Origin of the sequence: Xanthomonas cissicola, from assembly GCF_008801575.1 — a bacterium.
GTDB classification, from domain to species: Bacteria; Pseudomonadota; Gammaproteobacteria; order Xanthomonadales; family Xanthomonadaceae; genus Xanthomonas; species Xanthomonas cissicola.
Map to the genome: position 1 here is coordinate 1 of NZ_VZPL01000159.1, position 2731 is coordinate 2731.

The window sequence follows — 2731 nt, forward strand, 5'->3', positions numbered from 1 at the left end:
GCTGCGCTGGATCGCCTTTTTGCGTGCCTGGTTGCAGGTGGTGCGGGAGCGTTCCTCAACGTGCTCAAGCACTATGCGGCTCGCAAACATGGCAATGGAGGTTTGACAGGGGTTTTTCAGGGACGACTAAATAAGCTAACTAAATGAGCTTGTCGCTCGATTTTTAAATGAATTTAAGTTAAATGTTAGCCTATTATTGTTAGTCTGAATTTATATTCAAAACAGCGATACGCCTGAATCGGAACTTTCTTGCATCCGATAGGGCGCAACACCGATGGTGCGACGAATGCCAGGAACGCAATCTGGCTTTGCCGGACGTGGGGCCAAATGGTCGCTCAGACCGCGCAACGCTTGAGCGGCTTCGTCCGCCACCCTGCAGAGGGCTCCCTCTATGTTGTCCTGACGATGTTGTGTCTCATGTGGTGCGACGGCGATGTCGATACTTGAGTCCATGGACAGAGACGAGTTGAGCCGCCTTCCACTGCTTGATGCGATGTTGTTCGCGCTGCTTGTGATGATTAGTGCATGGCTTCCAACGAGCGACTCTCTCTTCCACAAGATCAAGCTTGCGGAAGGCTAGCCGATCTGCAAAAATTTGCGTCATAGGACTGCGTATTCGCAGCTGTAATGGATCTACGAGAAGGTGAGATGGGCAACAAAGCAGTAGCGCTAAGTGCAGCAGCACTGGCCGTTGTAGTCGCTGGCATCATCTGGGCGCATGAAGCCCGTAAGGATGACGTCCAAGTGCAGGGGCAGGGCAACTCTCAGCACGAGATCCCCAACGCGTCAAACGAATCAGCCAAAGATGAGGTCGCATCCCTATCCGTTGACAGGGGCTCCCATCTGGCGACGGGCTCCCGTGTCAGGCATCCGTTCCCAGAGGTTCCACAAACCCGAGATGGGATGAGCTTCGATAACGATCCGGGCTATGCAGAAAGCAAGGCCGAGCAGAAGTGGCTAGATCGTCATGGCTTTCCCAATGAAAAGCAGCTCGATGCCTACATGGGCGCGCCAGAGGCCCTGCTGAAGCAGGCCTCAGAGGCGGGGGATAAAGTCGCGCAGACGATTTTAGATGCGCGATTACTGGCTTCTGATCCTATGGCGCAACAGCGCCTGGTAGACGCCGGAGCTGAGGGCAACCTTTTTGCATTGAATATGCTGGCGTCCTTCCAAGGCGGCAGCGCAAGCGGGGATCCCGTTGCTGCGTATGCCGTGTCGCGCGTGGCGGAAATGCGTGGAGATACCCGCGCATCTGTCACCCGAGAAGTGATGATGTCTAAGTCACTCTCAACAGAGCAAAGAATGCTTGGGGAGTCTGAGGCCCTGCGACTCAATGCTGAAATAGATCGGATCTATACATCCAAGTATGGCAGGGCACCGGTATTGGATAAGCGTCCAATCGGTCAGTAGGTTTGTTTGGTTAATTGTTTTTTAAAGGGAGTGGGTCGTAAATGGGAATTATGAAGAAGGTCGGCATCACAGCGATGTCGTTGACGGGACTTATTGGTGTTGCATTCGCGTGCTCGGAACTCCCGATGCCGCCATTGGTGCCAATTCAGGTGCCCTTGACGCAGCTGCCAAAGTTTAGCGACAGCAAGAATCCTGCCAATGCCCTTTTTATGGATAGGCTTGATTCGGCAGCCTCCAAACTGCTGGGTGAGGGAAATTGGGTCACAAACTCCTATAAGGGGTATGTTTCCTACACCGTAAAGATTCTCAACTATACTGGCCGGGGCATGGTCTACATTGAGAAGCCTTGCGGAAAGAAGGCAAAGGAAATGGCCGAGAAGATTGCTCAGCAGCCTTCGAGCGGCGGCGGCGGTGGCGGCGGCTCCGCTGGAACCGGCGGTGGTGGTGGTGGAGTGCTGATCGGCGGCGGTTGCTACGGCTCTTGCGGCGGCAGAATTCCGACGGGTGACGTGGGTCCCATCGAAACCCTGCCGAGCTGAGATCAGGTGGAGCTTTTCTAAGAACGCCCCAGTTCAAAGCTGGGGCGTTTTTCTTTGTCACCAAGTGATTCTCGTTCTTCAAAAGGTGAGAGGAACCAGGTGGCGCTGGCGAGGTTTAAAGCGTTTCGTTGGCCTACACGTTAGGGCTCGGTGGGCGTTGCCAGACTTTGAGAAGCTCCCCCCATGGAATGCTTGAGCAGCGTCGTGCCGGCACCCGAAAATTAATTCCACGCTGCCTCGGCGGCGATGCGTCTCAAATAGTGCGACAAGGCTGCCGATACTCAGGCCCATGGACAGAGCTGAGCTTCGCCATCACCTTGAGCGTCTGGATGCAGCAGTTCCCACCCTGCGGGCCTCGAGTCCTGATCGCAGCCACTTCTGGCAAGCCTTTGCCAACATGGCTGCTGCTATAGAGAGCAAGGCGATGACGAGCGAGGACGCCCAGTTCGTCGGCCGTCGGGCCGAAGAAATCTTGTCTTGGCACGGACTGGAAAACATGGACGAGCACGTCTGAGTCCATTGGTGCCGACCGGCCCATCCCGATGCCTGCGCGCTTCTCATGCGCAGCGTGCATGCGTAAGGCAAGCACGCACAGGTCCGCAGTAGTCGCCCCTGAAAAACCCCCAGGCTGCATCCATTGCAAGGCTTAACCTGCGTTTTAGGTGTGCTGGAATTGCCAGTTTTCGTTACTCTACGAACTGGTTTCTGGCAGTTTTCGCCCATGCGTACACGCCGTCCTGCCGCCGAGCAGTTGCCTGCCGATGAGTTGTTTCGTTCGCGTT

3 protein-coding genes are annotated in these 2731 nt (G+C 55.3%); all 3 read left to right on the top strand.

Going from position 1 to position 2731, the window contains the following annotated elements:
• The first annotated feature begins 903 nt into the window (after positions 1-903).
• The 3 genes from F7R02_RS26595 (at position 904) to F7R02_RS24840 (ending at position 2463) form a co-directional block, all read left to right on the top strand.
• Positions 904-1410, top strand: coding sequence for a hypothetical protein (locus tag F7R02_RS26595; protein WP_033483231.1), 507 nt, complete (start codon positions 904-906; stop codon positions 1408-1410).
• A 41-nt stretch (positions 1411-1451) separates the two neighbouring features.
• On the top strand, positions 1452-1949 hold the full coding sequence (locus F7R02_RS26750) for a hypothetical protein (protein WP_014090888.1): 498 nt from the start codon (positions 1452-1454) through the stop codon (positions 1947-1949).
• A gap of 289 nt (positions 1950-2238) precedes the next feature.
• Entirely contained in the window at positions 2239-2463 is a 225-nt protein-coding gene (locus F7R02_RS24840; RefSeq protein WP_014090887.1) for a hypothetical protein, read from the top strand.
• The last annotated feature ends 268 nt before the right edge of the window (positions 2464-2731 follow it).

Coding starts and splice junctions, on each gene's coding strand:
- F7R02_RS26595 (WP_033483231.1), top strand. CDS start 904: ATGAGCTTCGATAACGATCCGGGCTATGCAGAAAGCAAGGCCGAGCAG.
- F7R02_RS24840 (WP_014090887.1), top strand. CDS start 2,239: ATGGACAGAGCTGAGCTTCGCCATCACCTTGAGCGTCTGGATGCAGCA.
- F7R02_RS26750 (WP_014090888.1), top strand. CDS start 1,452: ATGGGAATTATGAAGAAGGTCGGCATCACAGCGATGTCGTTGACGGGA.